This is a genomic window from Pseudomonas sp. PDM09 (genome assembly GCF_014852305.1).
GTDB lineage: Bacteria > Pseudomonadota > Gammaproteobacteria > Pseudomonadales > Pseudomonadaceae > Aquipseudomonas.
Genome location: NZ_JACVBI010000005.1, coordinates 173784 through 188062, shown reverse-complemented (window position 1 = coordinate 188062; position 14279 = coordinate 173784). Strand labels below are relative to the sequence as shown.

Below are 14279 nucleotides of genomic sequence, written 5' to 3'. Positions count from 1 at the left end.
CTGGGGCTTTCCCATGATCAATAAAAGTTTGCTGGATCGCTTGGCGGCGCTGGATACCAACACGGTCTCCGATGCGCTCGACTTCCTCGGCCTGCCGGGCGCCACCGTGGGGCTACGCCCGCTGTGGAACTGCCCGAAGATCGTCGGCCGCGCCAGTACCGTCTTGCTGGCGCCCAAATCCGACACCGTCCCGACCGTGCACCTGATTACCCCGGTGGTTGAACAGATCGACAGCGACGATCGTGTATTGGTGATCGCCGGCGGCATCGAAGGTATCTCCTGCTGGGGCGACATCCTCGCCAACGCGGCGGCCGGCAAGCACGTACGCGGCACGGTGATCGACGGTTTCAGCCGCGACATCGACGGCAGCGAAGCGATTGGTTACCCGGTTTATGGCCGTGGCGTGACCATGATCAGTGCGCGCAACCGGGTGGTGCAGATCGATGCCGCGGTGACGATCAAGGTGGCCGGTGTCGACGTCAGCGAGGATGACTATGTCATTGCCGATACCTGCGGAACCGTATTCGTCCCCCAAATCTATATCGAAAAGGTCATCGACCTTGGCGAGCGCATCGCCCGCCGCCAAGACGGCATGGTCGAGGCCGTGCGCAGCGGCCGCTCGGTGGCCGAGGTGATGCACGACACCCGGTTCGAAGCGATTCGCGTGGAGCACGCCCGATGAATCTTGAAGATCAAACCCTGGTCGCCTTGTTTGAAGGCCTCGACACTCCTGGCGTCTCCGATGCGCTGGACAAGCTCGGCCTGCCCGGACAATGCCTCGGCGTGGCGCCGCTGGACAATTACCGCAAGGTCATCGTCGGACCGGCGTTCACCGTGCAGTACGTCTCGGCCAGTGTTCCGCCGGGCACGGTGGGTGATTTCATCGAAGATGTCGCACCCGGCGACGTGGTGGTGATCGACAACGGCGGCCGTACCGACTGCACCGTTTGGGGCGACATCATGACCCAGTACGCCGGCACTCGACAGATCGCCGCCACGGTCATCGACGGGGTGTGCCGTGATGTGAACAAGGCGCTGGGGGATGGCTACCCGATCTTCAGCAAAGGTCGCTTCATGCGTACTGGCAAAGACCGCGTGCAAGTGCAGTCGGTCAACCAGCCGGTGTCCATCGGCACGGCACGGGTCTGCTCCCGTGACATCGTGGTCGCCGATGCCAACGGCGTGGTAATCGTGCCTCGCGCCCGTGCCGCTGAAGTGGCGGCATGTGCCCGCCAGATCGAATCGGTCGAAGCCGACATTCGCGCCCTGATCGCTCAAGGCAAAACCCTCAAGGAAGCCCGTGCTGCATTGGGTTACCACAATCTGCAGAGGAAAATCTGATGACCACGCTCCCCTTCCCCCCGGATTTTCGCGCGCGGGCAAAAGTACTGGGCACCTCGACGCTGTATGAAGCGTCCCATCTGCCCTGCGCGGTTGACAGTGCGATCCGCCCGATCTGGGACGGCGCCTTTATCGCCGCCCCCGCCTACCCGCTGGAATGTTCGCCGGGCGATAACCTGGCCCTGCATCTGGCGATGGAGCAGGTACCCCGTGGCAGCGTACTGGTCGTGGGCACGGGCGGTTTCATCGCCGGTTATTGGGGCGAGGTGCTCACCGTCGCGGCCGAAGCGGCGGGCGTGGTCGGTTTGGTAATCGATGGCGGCGTACGCGATATCGCTGCGTTGAAGAAACGCCAGTTCCCGGTATTTGCCCGTGGCATCTCGGTGAAAGGCACGGTCAAGGCCAGCGCACCCTCGGTGGGACAACCGTTCAATTTCAATGGTGCTTTCGTGGCACAGGGCGACCTGGTGGTGGCTGACGACGACGGCGTGATCATCATCCCCAAGGCCGATGCAGCACGTACCCTCGCCGAAGGCGAAGCGCGCGCGAGCAAGGAAACACAGATGATGCAGGCGCTGACCGAAGGCCGCTCGACCCTGGAACTGATGAACCTGACAGACTGGAGAACCCGGGCATGAGCATCGACATTCAGCGCCTCAACCAACGCCTGGCCAGCGCACAGCCCTCGGCGACTTATCGGATCATGGATCGAGTGGCGGAACGCCGGGCACAAGGGGCGAAGATCATTTCGCTGTGTGCCGGCGAGCCCGATTTCGATACCCCCAAACATGTGCGTGAAGCGGCCATTCACGCCATCGAGCATGGCCACACCCGCTACACCCAGGTGGCCGGTGTGCGCTCGTTGCGAGAAGCGGTGGCGGCCAAGTTCCGCCGCGAAAATGGTCTGGACGTGAGCTGGCAAGACACGCTGGTTTGCAACGGTGGCAAACAGGTGATCTACAACGCCCTGGCCGCCACCCTCAACGAGGGCGACCAGGTCATCGTGCCGGCGCCGTACTGGGTCAGTTACCCGGAAATGGTGCAACTGTGCGGCGGTGAAGCGCGGATCGTCATGTGCGATGCCGGTACGGGTTTCAAACTGACGCCCAGGGCACTGGCTGCCGCGATCACCCCGCAGACCCGTTGGTTAATTCTAAATTCGCCGTCCAACCCGACCGGCGCGGTGTACAGCGAGACGGAACTTCGTGCCCTGGCGGCTGTGTTGCTGGATCATCCCCACGTGTTGATTCTGGTCGATGACATCTATGAACACCTGATCTTCGACGATCAAGCGTTCTACACCCTGGCCCAGGTGGAGCCACGACTGGCGCCGCGAACCCTGACCATGAACGGTGTCTCCAAGGCCTACGCCATGACCGGTTGGCGCATCGGTTTTGCCACCGGGCCGCGCTGGTTGCTGGAGGCCATGGAGAAGCTGCAGGGCCAGCAGACCTCGGGCGCGAGCTCGGTTTCGCAGCAAGCCGCACTCGCCGCGCTGGAGGGGTCGAAAGACTTCATCCGCGAAAGCCGTGCCGCTTTCCAGGCTCGTCGCGATTTGATGGTGACGCTACTGAACGACACGCCGGGACTGGAATGCGTGAGCCCGGCGGGTGCGTTCTATGCGTTCGTCTCTTGTGCGGGGCTGATCGGCCGAACCTCGCCCGTCGGTCGAGTACTGCACACCGACGAAGATGTCGCCCATGCGCTGCTCGACGAAGCGGACGTGGCGGTGGTGCATGGCAGTGCATTTGGTCTTGGCCCCTACATTCGCATTGCCTATGCGCTGGATGACGCTTCGTTGCACCAGGCCTGCGAGGCGATTCGGGCGTTCTGTACAACGTTGCGTTAAAACCTGTGGGAGCGGGCTTGCTCGCGAAAGCGGCGTGTCAGGCAACATCAATGCTGACTGTGCCACCGCCTTCGCGAGCAAGCCCGCTCCCACATGTACTGCGCTTGGCTGACGGGCATTGGGCAATCGCCAGGCTTTGTTTGTGACTCGGGTATTCATCATCCAGTCCCAAGAACAAACAACTCCAACATGGCCCAAACAGCATGCACCCGCAAAGACTGATCCTGCACAACGAGTTGCACGCGCGCCCTTCTCTGTATTTCGACGAGCCCGCCCACGTGTTTCATCTGGCGTTTCTGGCGAATGACGGGCAGTGCGACACCTTGCTGAGTCACTGCTGCCCCGGCCCCGTCGACCCGGATGCAGCCCAGGGCATCACCGAGTTGGAGGGCCATGCCTTGAAGTGGGAACGGCACGCAGAGTTCCTGACGCTGACGCTGGTGGTGCCCTCCTCCAGTCACGAGCCATGCTGGAGCCCGCCACCCAGGGCCTTGATGGACCGGGTCGAGCCTTTCATGCAGCACGTGATCAACGCTGTGCAGATTGTGGTGCGCACCGATACGTCTTTTTCCGGCGATCTGTCCGTTTATGGATTCAAGGATCCCAGCGGCTCTTGCATCGGTGGTGGCGATGCGACGGTCTGGAGCGACTTTCGCCTGAGCGAGGATGGCACCAACCGTTTTCTTTTCATTAACAAACGCCTGAATGCCTATCGCCTGGGACGGATGATCCGCCGCCTGCTGGAAATCGAAACCTACCGAATGATGGCTTCGCTTTCACTCATCACCGCGAAAGCCTTGAGCACTCAGCTCAACGTCTTCGACAAGACCCTGGTCAACCTTTCGGAACGTAACGCCGGCCCCGATACCGGAAATGCGAAAGCGTTGCTGACCGACATTGCCAACCTGTCGGCGCAAGTGGTCAGCAGCAGCGCAAAAACCCGACACCGCTTCAGCGCCACCCAAGCCTATGCACAGCTGGTTTTCGAACGCCTGGGTGAACTGCGCGAAAGTCATGTGGGTGATTGCCAGCGACTGGGTATCTTCATCGAAAGGCGCTTCAAACCCACGGTCAGATACTGCGCCGTCACCGAACAGCGCCTGGAGCAACTGGCTGAAAGCGTGGCCAACCTCGGGGACTTGTTGCAGGCCCGTGTCCAGGTCGAAATGGAAGAGCAGAACTCGGAAATCCTGAAGAGCCTGAACGCCCGCGCCGATACTCAAATCAAAATCCAGCGCGCCGTCGAAGGCTTGTCGATTATCGCCATCACCTATTACTTGTTAAGCCTGTTCAAGCTGTTCTACTCGGGGCTGCACGTCATGGGCGCGGACATTTCCGCGAGAGACGCTTTGCTAGCCATGACTCCGCTCGCGCTCTGCGTCCTGCTGTTTATTTTGATCAGGATCAGGAAAGCCAAAGAGCATTGATACGCGGCACCAGAATCGACCGATTCCGAAGCTGACATCCGGGATGATCCGCTACGGATCCGGCTGGCTTGTCAGAGGGCTAAAACCACGCCAATGGATCCATAAAATCGTTAACAAACAGAATCAGTTCATTCGGCAGTGCCCAGGCCTATCGCCCGCTCACCAGCCAATTGGCAGCCCGCAGCCGGATTCGTACCCTGTGCATCGATTACCGCCTGGCCCCGGAGCACCCTTTCCCGGCCGCCGTAGAGGACGCTCTGGATGTTTACCGTGCACTCCTCGAAAACGGTGTGAACGCCGAGCATCTGGTGCTGGCCGGCGACAGTGCCGGCGGCGGTCTGTGCATGGCTCTGATGCTGGCTGCCAAGGCCGCTGGTTTGCCGCTGCCCGCGGCTGCGGCAGTGATGTCGCCTTGGGTGGACATGGCTCAGACCGGAGAGTCGTGGAATTTGCAGAAGGCTCGAGATCCATTGCTCGGCCCGCTTGCTGGCAAGACCATTATGCCCGACACCTATCTACAGGGCGCCGAGCCACTGAATCCGTTGGCATCCCCCTTATACGGTGACCTTCAGGGTCTACCGCCAGTGCTGATCCAGGTGGGCAGCCGGGAATGCCTGCTGGATGATTCAACCCGGCTCGCCAGCCGCCTGGCCAGCGCCGAAGTGGCGGTACACCTGGACGTCTGGCCGGGAATGATTCATGTCTTCCAGACCATGAGCGATCAACTCGAAGAAGCCCGCCGGGCACTGGACCAGATCAGCGCCTTCCTCCTTCGGCACCTGGGGGAAGATGTGACCTGACCTCAAGTTTGCGTAGAATGCGGGGCGATACCGTATCCAATAATGAACAACGGCCGGTAGACTCATCCCCCCCTTGTGATCCACTGGTGACTTGTGGCGCCCTTCTACGCTCAATGCCTGAACTATCAACCATGAGCGCAAGCTCATGGGTATTAAATGCCTACGCAAAAGCACTTTGCAGATTTTTTCTGTCGGGATCGCTGCTGATTGCCTATAACGCGTGTGGCGCCCCCTTGCCGCTCGAACTGTATATCCCTGACGCTCCGCCACTGACGTTTGTCGATGACGCCAAGGGTCACGGAATGGTCGGAGAAGCCGTCCTGACAGCCATTGCCAACGCTGGCTATGTCGCTCATGTCCATGTGCTTCCCTGGGCCCGATCACAAAAACACGTCAGCGAGAAGCAGGATCTTCTGATAGCCCCCTTGTCTCGCACGTCTGAACGCGAAGATCACTTCACCTGGATCGCGTCGATCATGCCCATGGAGCGCGCTTTTTTCAGCCTCGACCGGCCGGTGAGCAGCTTCGCGCAAGCGAAAAAAACCTACCGGGTGATCGGCGTCGGCCTCGGTAGTGCGCAGGAGGAAATCCTGCGTGCACAAGGCTTCAGCGACGATCAGATCTACCCCCTGACCATTGGCGACAACCCCGCGCAGATGCTCTTGAAAGGTCGCATTGATGCCTGGTTCAACGGTGTTCCCGAGAGTCGATACATCTGGCCGAAGATGTCTGAACGCAAACTGTTCATGAGCCCGGTCATGAGCAGCGCGGAGCTCTACCTGGCTTGCTCCAGGCTTTGCTCTGCTCAACTGGTGCAAGACCTGCGCAAGGCGGTTGAAAAGCTTCGCGATGACGGCACCCTGGCGCGTATACAACAGAGCTATTTGTCGCAATAACGGAACCGCCAGCGCCGCGCAGTCTGCGTATTGCCGGGGCGGCTAAACCCATTCAAGACAGACATACCTCCTGCGCTGGCTCCTGCAACCCCATGAACCGCCGCACTCGATGAGCCTCAGGCTCCTCGCGGATCGCCTGTGGCGAGGCATCCAGCTGTATGTAGCCGTTGTCCATGAAGATCACCCGGTCGGAAATCGACAGGGCAAAGTCCATCTCATGGGTGACGATCAGCAGGGTCATGCCTTCCCGGGCCAAATTGCTGATGACCGTAAGCACCTCGCCGACCAGCTCCGGATCCAGCGCCGAGGTGGGTTCGTCGAACAACAGGATGTCCGGGTCCATGGCCATGGCCCGGGCAATAGCCACGCGCTGTTGCTGGCCCCCGGACAGTTGATGCGGATATTTGTGGACGTGCGCCAACAAGCCGACCTTGTCGAGCAACTGGCAGGCGAGTTGCTCGCTCAGTGCGCGGCCGATGCCATGATAACGGGGAGCGAGGCTGATGTTGTCCAGCAGTGTCCGGTGAGGGAACAGGTTGAAGTTCTGGAACACCATGCCGATGCGCCGTACGCCCTGACGAACCCGACGGCCATCCGGTTTGTCCCCGGCATTGATGAAGCTTTCCCCGAACAACAGGATTTCGCCTTGATCGATGTGCTCCAGGCCATTGATCGTACGAATCAGTGAGGTCTTGCCGGAGCCCGACGGGCCGATAATAGAAATCACCTGGCCACTTTGTACCTTCAGGTCGATGCCCTTGAGCACATGATGATCGCCGTAGCGTTTGTGCACGCCCTGCAGTTGCAGGGCTGGGGCGGCGCCTTTGGCCGGGGGGTTGAACGTGCTCGTTGCGACAGGCGCCAGACTGTCATGCAGTACTTTTGTAGAGGCGCTATCGAGGGTTTGCGGTGTCCGCATGTTGAGGTCCAGGTAGCGCTCCAGACGCTGCAGGGCGAAGCCGAACACAGTGACGATCAGCACGTAGTACACGCCCACGGCCGCCAGGGTTTCCATCACCAGGAAGTTCTGGGCATACAGGCGCTGACCCACAGTCAGCAGCTCGGTCAGTGAAATCACCGAGATCAACGAGGTCAGTTTGACCACCGTAATGTATTCATTGATCAAGGTCGGCAGTGAGATGCGAAACGCCTGGGGAATCACAATCAACCGTTGCAGGCCGAACAGGCCGATACCCAGAGCACGGCCGGCTTCCTTCTGCCCCTTGGCGACCGAGATCAGTCCGCCACGATGAATTTCGGCCATGTAGGCGGCCTCAGTGACCACCAGCGCCAACAAGCCGGAATAGAACGGTACTGACAGGATCGGCCCGGCACCGGGTAGCAACTGCGGCAGGTTGTAGATGAAGACCACCAGCACCAGCAGCGGAATGCTGCGAAAGAACCAGATATAGAGTGACGCCGGCATGCGCAGCCAGGGCAAGCTGGACAACTTGGCTGATGCCAGAACGAAGCCCAGCACCATCCCCAGGAACCAGGCCAGGGCACTCAGTTCGATGACGGTCAGGCTCGCCGCCCAGAAGTCAGTCTTGGAGAACAGCGAAATAAAGTAAGACCAGTCGAATTGCATAGACACCTCGTACGAGCCGCGCCCTCGACCGAGGGCGCGGTTTCAGCCATTACTCGGAGACCGGTTCCAGATCATATTTTTTGAGAATGGCGGTGTACTCACCGCTGGCTTTACTGTCGGCCAGGGCTTTGACTAGCGCCTGATAGGTAGCGTCGGCGTCTTTCTTCACGTAGATGCCCAAGGTCTGCGGATAAACCAGCTTCTGCGAACTGACCACGACCCGCCCGTTGGTGCGCTGGGCGATCATGTGCGCGGCACCGGCGATTTCCACCTGCGCCTGAATGTTCTTCGAGAGCAGCGCCTGCGTCACTTCGGGAGCCGAGGGGTACTCGTTGACGGTGATGGCGCCTTTGTTGTTCGGCACGCAGTAGTCGCTGGACAACTGGTTGAACTTGGCCACCCAAGTGGTGCCCTGCTCCAGGCCGATCTTCAGGCCGCACAAGTCCTCGGGAACCTGCGGGGTCAATTCACTGCCCTTGGGCACCATGATCGCGGCGCCGGTGTTGGCATAGGCGATGGTGCGGGCCTGGAGCTGGCGTTCGGGAGTGATGTACATGCCGGAAATGATCGCGTCGTAATGCCCGGCGTTGAGGCCGTTGATCAGATTGGGAAACTTGGTATCGACGAAGTTGGCCTTGACGTCCATCGCCTTGGCCAGGGAATGAGCCAACTCAGGGTCGGAGCCGACCACATTCTTGTCAGCGTCGTAGGACTCGAACGGCGGGTAGGTGATTTCCATACCGACCTTCAACACACCGGGGGTCGCGGTGCTGGCGAAGGCGGCGTTGGCGCAGAACAGGCCGGCGGCGAGCAGGCTCAGTTTGCTCAGGGCGTAGTGGCTTTTCATCGTGGGAAGCTCCGTTGGTTGTTTTTTTAGGAATGAGTGATGGTGTTTTTCAGGCGGCCGAAGCTCGATGGCTTTCGAGCCCGGGACGGCAGCTCAAGCTCGCCGTTTTCCACGCGTTTGCGCAGATACTGGTAGGTCTGCAGCGCTTGGCTCCACATGTGCTCGCCAATCGCCAATGCCTCGTAATCCCCGGCATCCTTGGCGAAAGCCGGCAGCGGTTTGATCAGCGTGTGATAGTCGCAGGCGTAGAACAGCGGGAAGCTGTAGCGCTCCTGAGCGACCTTGCGCACCCGGTGGGCGGTGGCGACAAAGGCACCTGCGGTCATGACTTCCAGCATGTCGCCGATGTTCACCACGAACGCCCCGGGCATTGGCGGTGCATCGATCCACTGATCCTGATCGTTAAGCACCTCCAACCCCGGCTGATCGGCGTGCAGGATGGTGAAGCACTCGTAGTCGGTATGCGCGCCAATACCCGGGGCATCCACGGCTTCGGCGTCGAAGGGGTAATGGATCAGTCGCAGCTTGGAGGGCGGGCGAGTCACCAGCGCATCGAAATAGCCCTCCTTCAGCCCCAGGGCCAACGCGAAGCCATCAAACAGCCGGCGGCCAAGGGCAAACACCGCCTGATAGTAGTTTTGTACCGCGCCCTGGAAGCCCGGCACGTCGGGCCAGTGGTTCGGCCCCAGCAGCGGCGTACGGTTGAGGAACAGCGGGTCATCCACTGACACTTCGAAGCCGATATCGAAGGCCTCTTTATGATCCGGCTTGCCCTTGGAATACACCTCCTCACCTTCGGGCACGAAACCCTTATGGCTTTGCGAGGCGCCGATGTAGTGGCGCATCTTGGCTTCCAGCGGTTGTGCAAAATAATCCCTGGCCGCCTGGCGCAGGCCCTCGATCAGCGCCGGATCGATGCCATGCCCGGTGATGTACAGAAAGCCCACATCGCTGGCGGCGCGGCCCAGTTGCTCGGCCACTGCAAGGCGGTGCTCCAGCTCGATACTGAAGAGTCCCGCGATGTTCACCACCGGGATGCTGCTGAAGTTGGCCTGGGTTGATGAGGTATTACTCATGGCGGGTTCCTTCACGGGTGAAACGGTCGAAGTGTTCGCGCTCGGTCCGGGCCATCCACTGGTTCAAGGTCCAGAGGTCGGCCACCGGCATGTTGGTGAAGGGCAAGTGATGCAGATAACCGTCGGCACCGAACTCCGGCGTCAGGGTGCTGACCGAATAGCCGCGCTGAAGCTGAGAGGCCCAGACGGCCTCCCAGTGGCGCTGATGAAACGCCAGTTCACCGGCATATTCCGGGGCGGCTGGATGAGGGACTTGCGGGCCCTGGTCATAGCCGACCCGGGCCTGAAGGTGATGCACACGCTCGACGAAGGTCGAAAGATCGTCGGCCGGGTCGTCCAGCAATCGCTCACAGCAGACCACCCAATGACTGATGTCACTGGTGAAACGCAGTCCCGGCAGTTGGCGGATCAGTTCCAGGGTTACCCAAGGGCTGTATAGGGAACGGGCGCGGTGAGTCTCGAAACTGCAGAACACCCCATGCCTGGCGGCCAATTCCATCGCCTGGCCGAAGAACTCGACCTGCAATGCTTGCGGCCAGCGGTCGTTACCTGCCAGCAGATTGACGAAACGTGGGGTCAGCTCCGTGGCCCAGCCCAGCTTGCGATCAATGTCGGCCAAGTGTTGGGCGGGTGTGGCGTTCTGGTCGGGCAATACATCGTAAGCACTGAACAATGTGCAGATATAGGGAACCTGATTACTGCGCAGGAAAGCGCCGAACTCGCCACGTTCATCGGCCTGAAGTGGCAGGCGTGCTTCGATGCCATCGAAGCCGGCGGCGAGCAATTCATCCAGGGCCTGTGCCTTGCTGGCGGTATAGCCCCACAACGTGCGGAAAATCTCTAGCTTCATGCATTCCTCCCGGCTGCGTCGGGCCACTAGCGGATTGGGCTGGTGGCGTTACTGGGCAGTCGAAAGGGTTGCTGCGGGCTGCTGCTCTGATGGCGTCAGTCCCGTGGGGAGGATCCTAAGATCATGTCGGCAAATGATTGAATAGGCTGCAGCAAATAGTTAGTTCAGAAATTCATAAACTAACGCTGGCGGGTTTCCTCGTGGGAACAGTGATCCGCAACACCTCGTCCCTTCACCGTAGATTCGCTACTATGTTTGCCCCCGCTTTCCTTGTCTGCGGTTTTCTTCATTCTGGAGCCCGAATGCCTAGTCAAAAGGACATCGCCGCCGAAAGCGGCGCACCGATGATCCCTGAACAGCGCCGTGAATTGATGCTGCGCCAGTTGCGCAAGCATCAGGTGCTGAGCGTTCATCAGTTGATGGAAATGTTCGACTGTTCGCACATGACCATTCGCCGCGATATCGCGCTGCTGGAACAGGAAGGCCGTGCTTACTCGGTCACCGGTGGCGTGCGAATCGCCAGCCAGCTCCATAGCGAGCCCAGCCATCAGTTCAAGGCGGTGGTCGAGTTGCCGCAGAAGCAGGCGATGGCCAAGCTCGCCGCACGGTTACTGCATGCCGATATGACGATCTATCTGGATGCGGGGACGAGTACGCTGGAGATCGTCCCGTATATCAAGGCGCTGTCGGGCATGACTGTGGTAACCAACGATTTCGGGATTGTCCAGGCGTTGATCGATGCGCCCCATGTCACGGTGATTCACACTGGCGGGCAACTGGATCACTCCAATCAATCGTGCGTGGGCGGTCTGGCGGTGGCCACGTTGCGTCAGATCGTCACCGATATCGCGTTCATCTCCACCAGTTCCTGGGATTTGCGTCGCGGCCTTACCACACCTTCGGCGCTGAAGGTGGAGGTCAAGCAGGTCGCGATGCAATCGGCCTCGCAAGTGGTGCTGGTGGCCAGCAGTTCGAAGTACGGCACATTCAGCATGTACAGGATCGCCGGGCTCGAGCAGTTCGACATCATCCTCAGCGACGACGCGCTGACCCCTGCCGCGGCCGACAGCATCCGCAAGCAGGGTGTGGAACTGCTATTGCCCGGCGATAACAACGTGTAAGGCGTTAGCGCGCCTTCCAGTCACGCAGCCATTGCAAGCCGGCCGATGTGTTACCACGCGGCCGGTATTCGCACCCTACCCAGCCGTCATAACCCAACTGGTCGATCAGCTCGAACAGGTAGGGATAGTTGACTTCTCCCAAGTCCGGCTCATGTCGATCCGGCACACCGGCGATCTGGATATGGCCGATGCCATCGAAATCCCGACGCAGTTTAGTGGCCAGGTCCCCTTCGACGATCTGGCAGTGGTAGCAGTCGAACTGAACCTTCAGGTTAGTGGCGCCCACTTCCTTGCAGATGGCCTGGGCCTGATCCTGGCGGTTGAGAAAAAAGCCCGGCATGTCCCGCGTATTGATCGGTTCCAGCAGCACCGTGATGCCAGCCTTGGCGGCCTGCGCAGTGGCGTACGCCAGGTTCTCCAGGTACACGCCGTGATGCCGTGGGCGATCGCTTTCCGACGGCAGCAACCCGGCCATCACATGGATGCGCGAGTTGCCCAGCACCGCGGCGTACTCCAGCGAGCGATCGAAACCGCTACGAAATTCACTCTCCCGCCCGGGCAACGACACCGTGCCCCGCTCGCCCGCCGCCCAATCGCCGGGCGGTGCGTTGAACAGGGCCTGAACCAGGCCGTTATCGTTCAAACGCTGTTTGAGTTCCTGGGCGCTGTAGTCGTAGGGAAACAGGTATTCCACGGCTTCGAAACCATCGGTGGCAGCGGCGGCGAAGCGGTCCAGAAATTCATGTTCCGGATAGAGCATGCTGAGGTTGGCGGCAAAACGAGGCATGGTAGCTCCTATCTATGTTTTTGTAGGAGCCAGGCTTGCCGGCGAAGGCGATCTCAAGGACGCTTTCGCCGGCAAGCCGTGCTCCTACAGGTGTCGATCGCGTCGACAATTTTCGTTAGACAAACGGCCAGATCAACAAGGTAATACCGAAACCCAACGTGCCGAGCAAGGTGGTCAACACCGTCCAGGTGCGCAAGCCGTCGGCCACGTTCAGCCCGGACAATTTGGTGAATATCCAGTAACCGGCATCATTGATGTGGGACATGGCCAACCCGCCACCGCCCATGGCCAGGCACAACAGTGCCATGTGGTTTGCCGTGAGATCGAGGGTAGCGATCAGCGGGCTGATAATGCCGGCGGTGGTCACCAGCGCCACCGTGGTCGAACCCTGAACCGCACGCAACAGCATGGTCAGCAGAAAGCCCAGCGCGAGTACCGGCAGACCGGTGGTGCGCAGCATATCGGAGACCACCGCGCCGATTCCGGTATCGACCAACACCTTGCCGAACACACCGCCAGCACCGGCAATCAGGATCACCATGGCCACGCCAGGCAAGGCCGAACCGATCACGTCAGACACCTGAGTACGACTCCAGCCCCGACGCGAACCCAGCAACCAGGCACACAGCAAAGTATCGATCAGCAGCGCCACCAGCGGCGCGCCGAGCACGGTCATGATGCCGCGCAGGACCGAGTCGGCAGGCAGCAACGAGGTGGACAGCGTTCCCAGCAGGATCAGAATGATCGGCAACACAATCAGGCTGACGATCAGGCCAAAACCCGGTGGCGGTGCCGATGGCAGTTTGGAGACGATGCTGCTGGTGGCTTCTTCCAGACCCATGTGAGACGCGGCCACGGCCGCTCGTTCAGGGCTCTTGTCGTTACCATTGGACCAGGCAGCCAGATCCTCGTTGGTGACATGTGGGCCATAGACCTCGGCACGAATATCGTCGGTCATCGGGTACACCCGACGGGTCATGCGCCCGGCCACGCGGTAGCCGACATAGCAGAGGAACGCCGTGATCGGCAGACCGAACATCAACACGCGACCGAGGTCGGCACCCAATTGGCTGGCAGCGGCCACCGCACCCGGATGTGGCGGCAGAAAGGCGTGGACGGTCAACAATGCAGCGCACATCGGCAGCGCGAACACCAACAGCGGCTTACGCGCACTGCGAGCGACGCCATAGGCCAGCGGCATCAGGATGATCACGCCGACCTCGAAAAACACCGGCACCCCGACCATGAACCCGGCAATCGTCAGTGCCAGTGGCGTGCGGCGGTTGCCGAATCGGGTAATCAACGTTTTGGCCAGCGCCTCGGCACCGCCGGAAAGTTCGATGATCCGCCCGATCATCGCGCCCAGGGCAATGATGATCGCGATATGGCCCAGGGTCTTGCCCATGCCGCCTTCGATGGTGGCAACCAGATCCGCCGGTTTCACCCCGGCCACCAGCGCCACCAGAATGCTCACCAGCATCAAGGCCACGAAGGGCTGGAACTTGTACTTGAGCACCAGAAACAACAACAGAGCGATCCCTAGCCCCGCGGTAACCATCAAGATTAACGGGCTCATTTCAGAAGCCCTCCACATCGGGTGAACGAAAGGGTTGTTCTGAAAATGTCGCAGTGAAGGTGAGTCATGCCTGGATGTCCTCTTGTTATTGTATTTTTCAGGCAAGCCGGGGGCGTGGGGA

At 60.3% G+C, this 14279-nt stretch carries 14 protein-coding genes and 1 pseudogene; 8 read left to right on the top strand and 7 right to left on the bottom strand.

The features are described from left to right. The first annotated feature begins 13 nt into the window (after positions 1–13). The 7 genes from IB250_RS14355 to IB250_RS14325 all read left to right on the top strand — a co-directional run bounded on the left by IB250_RS14355 (position 14) and on the right by IB250_RS14325 (position 6313). The gene (locus tag IB250_RS14355) at positions 14–682 is read left to right on the top strand and encodes an RraA family protein (protein ID WP_192344571.1); all 669 of its coding nucleotides are present in this window, start codon (positions 14–16) and stop codon (positions 680–682) included. Then, positions 679–1341, top strand: a complete 663-nt coding sequence (locus IB250_RS14350; protein WP_192344570.1) for an RraA family protein — start codon at positions 679–681, stop codon at positions 1339–1341. The genes IB250_RS14355 and IB250_RS14350 overlap by 4 nt, the downstream gene beginning before the upstream one ends. Further along, positions 1341–1979, top strand: coding sequence for an RraA family protein (locus IB250_RS14345; protein ID WP_192344569.1), 639 nt, complete (start codon positions 1341–1343; stop codon positions 1977–1979). Before IB250_RS14350 ends, IB250_RS14345 begins: the two co-directional genes overlap by 1 nt. Continuing rightward, positions 1976–3190 carry a pyridoxal phosphate-dependent aminotransferase gene (locus IB250_RS14340; protein ID WP_192344568.1) on the top strand — a complete coding sequence of 405 codons (1215 nt, stop codon included), beginning with the start codon at positions 1976–1978 and terminating at the stop codon, positions 3188–3190. Before IB250_RS14345 ends, IB250_RS14340 begins: the two co-directional genes overlap by 4 nt. A 203-nt stretch (positions 3191–3393) precedes the next feature. After that, a complete protein-coding gene (locus tag IB250_RS14335; protein WP_192344567.1) occupies positions 3394–4617 on the top strand; it encodes a DUF3422 domain-containing protein in 1224 nt (407 codons plus the stop codon). 101 nt (positions 4618–4718) lie between these two features. Then, complete coding sequence (locus tag IB250_RS14330; RefSeq protein WP_318652692.1) at positions 4719–5417, top strand: alpha/beta hydrolase; 699 nt, start codon at positions 4719–4721, stop codon at positions 5415–5417. 131 nt (positions 5418–5548) lie between these two features. After that, on the top strand, positions 5549–6313 hold the full coding sequence (locus IB250_RS14325) for a substrate-binding periplasmic protein (protein WP_192344758.1): 765 nt from the start codon (positions 5549–5551) through the stop codon (positions 6311–6313). A 52-nt stretch (positions 6314–6365) separates the two neighbouring features. Here IB250_RS14325 and IB250_RS29060 read toward each other — a convergent pair whose 3' ends face one another. From IB250_RS29060 to IB250_RS14305, 5 genes and pseudogenes are all read right to left on the bottom strand, one after another. Next, positions 6366–7232 (bottom strand): amino acid ABC transporter ATP-binding protein, encoded by an 867-nt coding sequence (locus tag IB250_RS29060; RefSeq protein ID WP_412548345.1) that lies wholly within the window; start codon positions 7230–7232, stop codon positions 6366–6368. Positions 7233–7298: 66 nt separating this feature from the next. After that, a pseudogene (locus IB250_RS29055) lies at positions 7299–7796 on the bottom strand (amino acid ABC transporter permease); the annotation flags it as partial. A gap of 154 nt (positions 7797–7950) precedes the next feature. Further along, the gene (locus IB250_RS14315; protein ID WP_192344565.1) at positions 7951–8748 is read right to left on the bottom strand and encodes a transporter substrate-binding domain-containing protein; all 798 of its coding nucleotides are present in this window, start codon (positions 8746–8748) and stop codon (positions 7951–7953) included. 26 nt (positions 8749–8774) lie between these two features. Continuing rightward, complete coding sequence (locus IB250_RS14310; RefSeq protein ID WP_192344564.1) at positions 8775–9824, bottom strand: isopenicillin N synthase family dioxygenase; 1050 nt, start codon at positions 9822–9824, stop codon at positions 8775–8777. After that, positions 9817–10674 carry a sugar phosphate isomerase/epimerase family protein gene (locus IB250_RS14305; RefSeq protein ID WP_192344563.1) on the bottom strand — a complete coding sequence of 286 codons (858 nt, stop codon included), beginning with the start codon at positions 10672–10674 and terminating at the stop codon, positions 9817–9819. Before IB250_RS14305 ends, IB250_RS14310 begins: the two co-directional genes overlap by 8 nt. Positions 10675–10976: 302 nt before the next feature. Between IB250_RS14305 and IB250_RS14300 the strand changes: the two genes are divergently transcribed. After that, positions 10977–11795 (top strand): DeoR/GlpR family DNA-binding transcription regulator, encoded by an 819-nt coding sequence (locus IB250_RS14300; protein ID WP_063343788.1) that lies wholly within the window; start codon positions 10977–10979, stop codon positions 11793–11795. A gap of 4 nt (positions 11796–11799) precedes the next feature. On the opposite strand, the gene otnI is transcribed toward IB250_RS14300, so the two are convergent. Together otnI and IB250_RS14290 are read right to left on the bottom strand one after the other, a co-directional pair. Beyond that, the gene (gene otnI, locus IB250_RS14295; RefSeq protein WP_192344562.1) at positions 11800–12582 is read right to left on the bottom strand and encodes a 2-oxo-tetronate isomerase; all 783 of its coding nucleotides are present in this window, start codon (positions 12580–12582) and stop codon (positions 11800–11802) included. 115 nt (positions 12583–12697) lie between these two features. Then, a complete protein-coding gene (locus IB250_RS14290) occupies positions 12698–14158 on the bottom strand; it encodes an SLC13 family permease (protein WP_192344561.1) in 1461 nt (486 codons plus the stop codon). Between the last annotated feature and the right edge of the window lie 121 nt (positions 14159–14279).

What these genes read in the sequence shown, in the direction of transcription:
- IB250_RS14355 (WP_192344571.1), top strand. Translation starts at nt 14, where the DNA reads ATGATCAATAAAAGTTTGCTGGATCGCTTGGCGGCGCTGGATACCAAC.
- IB250_RS14350 (WP_192344570.1), top strand. Translation starts at nt 679, where the DNA reads ATGAATCTTGAAGATCAAACCCTGGTCGCCTTGTTTGAAGGCCTCGAC.
- IB250_RS14345 (WP_192344569.1), top strand. Translation starts at nt 1,341, where the DNA reads ATGACCACGCTCCCCTTCCCCCCGGATTTTCGCGCGCGGGCAAAAGTA.
- IB250_RS14340 (WP_192344568.1), top strand. Translation starts at nt 1,976, where the DNA reads ATGAGCATCGACATTCAGCGCCTCAACCAACGCCTGGCCAGCGCACAG.
- IB250_RS14335 (WP_192344567.1), top strand. Translation starts at nt 3,394, where the DNA reads ATGCACCCGCAAAGACTGATCCTGCACAACGAGTTGCACGCGCGCCCT.
- IB250_RS14325 (WP_192344758.1), top strand. Translation starts at nt 5,549, where the DNA reads ATGAGCGCAAGCTCATGGGTATTAAATGCCTACGCAAAAGCACTTTGC.
- IB250_RS29060 (WP_412548345.1), bottom strand. Translation starts at nt 7,232, where the DNA reads ATGCGGACACCGCAAACCCTCGATAGCGCCTCTACAAAAGTACTGCAT.
- IB250_RS14315 (WP_192344565.1), bottom strand. Translation starts at nt 8,748, where the DNA reads ATGAAAAGCCACTACGCCCTGAGCAAACTGAGCCTGCTCGCCGCCGGC.
- IB250_RS14310 (WP_192344564.1), bottom strand. Translation starts at nt 9,824, where the DNA reads ATGAGTAATACCTCATCAACCCAGGCCAACTTCAGCAGCATCCCGGTG.
- IB250_RS14305 (WP_192344563.1), bottom strand. Translation starts at nt 10,674, where the DNA reads ATGAAGCTAGAGATTTTCCGCACGTTGTGGGGCTATACCGCCAGCAAG.
- IB250_RS14300 (WP_063343788.1), top strand. Translation starts at nt 10,977, where the DNA reads ATGCCTAGTCAAAAGGACATCGCCGCCGAAAGCGGCGCACCGATGATC.
- otnI (WP_192344562.1), bottom strand. Translation starts at nt 12,582, where the DNA reads ATGCCTCGTTTTGCCGCCAACCTCAGCATGCTCTATCCGGAACATGAA.
- IB250_RS14290 (WP_192344561.1), bottom strand. Translation starts at nt 14,158, where the DNA reads ATGAGCCCGTTAATCTTGATGGTTACCGCGGGGCTAGGGATCGCTCTG.